We start from the raw sequence: 3,206 nt of genomic DNA on the forward strand, positions 1-3,206 counted from the left end.
ATTCGATTTTACTTATATTGTTCCCGTGAAAAAATCTTCTTCCCAAGAGTAAACATTAAAAATACAAATACATAATAATAATTATTTCCGATAACTAAATTTTTTTTATTTAAACTATTGACAAATATCTTATTTATTGTTAGAATATACAAACAATATATTTGTATAATTTAATTAACAGGAGTATATCATGAAGCTAACAGAGTTAGAAATAGAAGAGGGTTTCGTAGTAGACAAAGTCGCTACGGAAGGAGAGATTAGGCAGAGGATAATCGAAATGGGTTTCACGCCTGGGGCAAAAGGCTGGATTGTCAGAAAAGCGCCTCTCGGAGACCCAATCGAAGTTCATATAATGGACTATGAAATATCTTTAAGAAATTCCGAAGCCAAAGGAATCGAAGTTTCAAAATCGGAAGTGGAAATTAAAAAAGACAGAATTTTAAAATCATCCGATACGAAAAAAGAAAAACAAGAATTGGATTTAAATCTAATCGAAAACAGAGAAGACATTCACAAAAAAACTAAAGTTCCTTCAAACAACACAAAATTAAAAGTCGCGATAGCTGGAAATCCAAACTGCGGAAAAACTACAATATTCAACGCACTTACGGGAGCGAATTATAAAGTGGCAAATTATCCGGGCGTTACGGTTGAAAGAAGAGAAAAAGATATGGTTTATAACGGCTATACTTACGATTTGATTGACTTGCCCGGCGTTTATAGTTTAAGCGCCTACTCTCAAGACGAAGTCGTAGCTTGCGATGTTTTGCTAAACGAAAAACCAGATTTTATAATCGATGTTATAGACGCTACGAATTTGGAAAGGAATCTTTATTTGACTTTGCAATTAATAGAATTGGGAATTCCGATTGTATGCGTTCTTAATATGTATGAGTTTGCCGAAAAGGACGGAATCAAGATAAACGAAAAATCTCTTACCGAACTTTTGAAATTGCCCGTTCTAAAAATTTACGGAAGCAAATACGAAAGCGTCTTGCTCATTTTGGATAAAATTGAAGATATGTATAAATCTGGAAACAAATTGGATAAAGACGCCGCAATGCAATACGGCGAGACGGTAGAAAAATCGATTAAAACGATAACCGACAATATGCAAGGAGATATAAGCGATTTGCATAAAAGATGGCTTGCGATTAAAACTTTGGAAAAAGACGAAAGAGCTATTCATTCGATAAGGAGAGAATGCTCGAACGGTGGCGAAGTAATAGAAACGGTTAATAAAGAAATAATAAAATTGGAATCTTCCGAAAACGCGAAATCCGATTCTATTATGGCTGATAAAAGATATTCTTATATAAGAGGAGCTTTGCAAGAAGCGGTTAAAAAAGACAATATAAGAGCTTTCAATTTTACCGAAGCTGCGGATGTCGTATTCTTAAATAAATGGCTCGGCATTCCAATATTTTTGGCGGTTATTTGGCTGATATTTTATCTCACATTTACTCTCGGCGCTTATCCTCAAGGATGGATAGAAAGCGGAATAGGTTTGATATCCGATTTTGTCGGAGGATTATTGCCAGAAGGAAGTTTGATTCAATCTTTAGTCGTTGACGGAGTTATCGGCGGAGTCGGAGCTATTTTATCTTTCTTCCCGTTGGTTCTTATATTGTTTGTGGGAATTTCATTTTTGGAAGATTGCGGTTATATGGCGAGGGCGGCTTTCTTGATGGATAAAGTAATGCATAGATTGGGCTTGCATGGACAATCTTTTATTCCTCTTTTCTTGGGATTCGGTTGCAGTATTCCAGCGACTATGGCGGCTCGAACTTTAAGAAATAAAAAAGATAGAATAGTGACGGTTTTAATAACTACATTTATGAGTTGCGGAGCGAGAGTGCCAGTTTATGTTTTATTTACGGCTGCTTTCTTCCCAAATAACGCTCCTACGGTTATGTTTAGTATATATATAATCGGCGTTATAATCGGATTTATCGTGGCGTTTGTATTGAGAAAAGCTTTATTCAAAGGCGAAGAAACTCCATTCGTTATGGAACTTCCTCCTTATAGAGTTCCAAGACCGAAAGCGATTTTAAGACATATGTTCGACAGAGGATGGATGTATATAAAGAAAGCGGGAACTTATGTATTTGCCGCATCCGTAATAGTATGGGCGCTTATGACTTTCCCTCAATACGAGCCAAACGAACAAGAAGAATTGGCGTTAAGAGAACAAGCCGTAGCTATAGCGACAGAAGAAGGTTTGGATATTGAAGACGAAGAGGTAATTAATACGGAATACGAAAAACTTGTGTCCGCCGAAACCTTAGAGAGAACTTACGGAGGACAAATAGGAAAATTCATAGAACCTATTATAAAACCTTTAGGATTCGATTGGAGAATAGGAATAGCTTTGGTTGCTGGCGGAGCGGCTAAAGAGGTATTGGTTTCGACTATAGCGCAAATCAAGGCTATAGAATTTGACGAAGAGGACACATCGACTTTGGAAGAATCTTTGCAAAATGACCCCGTATTTAGCAATTGGGTTGTCGTTTACGGTTTGATGTTGTTCGTTCTGCTTTATTTTCCTTGTTTTGCCGCAATCGGAGTTATGGGAGCGGAAATTGGAAATAAATGGATACCGTTTATTGTGGTTTACACTCTTATTGTCGCTTGGGTTGTAAGTTTTATATTCTATCAAGTAGCGGGAAGAATAACGGGGATTATATAAATAAAAAGTAAGTAAAATAATATATAATAAAAGCTCAAGTTTCATGCTTGGGCTTTTTATTTTAAATTTTAATTAGTAAATAAAAGATTTGATATTTATCAATTTTTATATAAAATGTATTTTAAATTATATTTTAAAAAATATTTTATTTTAATTTTAAATAAATTTTTAATTAAATTTTTAATAAAAGGTTTAATATGTCTTTTTCTTTTAAGGTTTTAAAATCGTCTTCTTCCTCTAATGCAAGATTGGGAAAAATAGAAATTAACGGAATAGAAATCGACACTCCCGTTTTTATGCCCGTTGGAACTAAAGCGACAGTAAAGGCTCTAACTCCCGCTATGATAGAAGAAACGGAAAGCAAAATAATACTCGCAAATACTTATCATTTGGTTCTTAAACCGAGTTTGGATGTCATAAAAAAATTTGGCGGAGTTAAAAAATTCATGGGTTGGAAAGGAGCTATGCTTACCGACTCGGGAGGCTTTGCTATCTTTGGCAATGAATAAAGTTATAA

1 protein-coding gene and 1 pseudogene are annotated in these 3,206 nt (G+C 35.0%); both read left to right on the forward strand.

Annotation, left to right across the window (positions count from 1 at the left end):
• The first annotated feature begins 190 nt into the window (after nucleotides 1-190).
• Nucleotides 191-2,689, forward strand: coding sequence for a ferrous iron transport protein B (gene feoB, locus EZH24_RS09075; protein WP_137998841.1), 2,499 nt, complete (start codon nucleotides 191-193; stop codon nucleotides 2,687-2,689).
• A 197-nt stretch (nucleotides 2,690-2,886) separates the two neighbouring features.
• Nucleotides 2,887-3,186, forward strand: a pseudogene (locus EZH24_RS09080) (tRNA-guanine transglycosylase); the annotation flags it as partial.
• Nucleotides 3,187-3,206 lie beyond the last annotated feature (20 nt).

It is taken from the genome of Brachyspira catarrhinii (assembly GCF_005518285.1).
Classification (GTDB): Bacteria; Spirochaetota; Brachyspiria; order Brachyspirales; family Brachyspiraceae; genus Brachyspira; species Brachyspira catarrhinii.

Excerpts from the sequence above, each read along its gene's own strand:
- feoB (WP_137998841.1), top strand. The coding sequence starts at position 191 with ATGAAGCTAACAGAGTTAGAAATAGAAGAGGGTTTCGTAGTAGACAAA.